The organism is Aeromonas sp. S41-2 (genome assembly GCF_027705845.1).
Lineage (GTDB): Bacteria > Pseudomonadota > Gammaproteobacteria > Enterobacterales > Aeromonadaceae > Aeromonas > Aeromonas hydrophila.
In genome coordinates this window covers 1-528 of sequence record NZ_JAPDCG010000033.1, presented here as the reverse complement: position 1 = coordinate 528, position 528 = coordinate 1, and the positions used below count along the sequence as shown (strand labels likewise).

General features: G+C 48.7%; 1 protein-coding gene. It reads right to left on the bottom strand.

Annotated elements, in window-relative coordinates; genetic code table 11:
• A partial coding sequence (locus OKC44_RS22120; protein ID WP_205732019.1) for a hypothetical protein occupies positions 1 to 242 on the bottom strand: 242 nt, incomplete at its 3' end.
• Positions 243 to 528: the final 286 nt, after the last annotated feature.

The window sequence follows — 528 nt, the reverse complement described above, 5'->3', positions numbered from 1 at the left end:
GGTAAGCAGAGTTTTTGAAACGTAAGGCCTTTGAATAAGACAAAAGGCTGCCTCATCGCTAACTTTGCAACAGTGCCGAATTTAGCGCGGTCGCTAAACATTTCGGCACCACCCAGGTGCTGCACGATATCAATCTGAAAATTGATGCCGGTGAATACCGGCTGGCTGCCGACGATCCGGATGAGGAGAACACCCTCGCCACGGCAGTTTTCACCCTCGATGCCAACCACGTCAGGTGGCAAATTTTCGACATTAACCGCGACGATGCTAAATTTCAGGGAGAAGTGCGTGGGTGAGATAGCCGGTCGTCAGTCATAAAGGGCAGGGTAGTACCGTTGGCCCGGCGTTCGATAGTACCGTCCGGATACTGCCAGATATCGGCGTCCAGGGAGATGTCCTGAAGCGCGGTGTCCGGAATTTCAGGTTTGTGTCTCTACAAAGACTAACTATCAGAAAAACTCATCGAGCATCAAATGAAACTGCAATTTATTCATATCAGGATTATCAATACCATATTTTTGAAAAAGC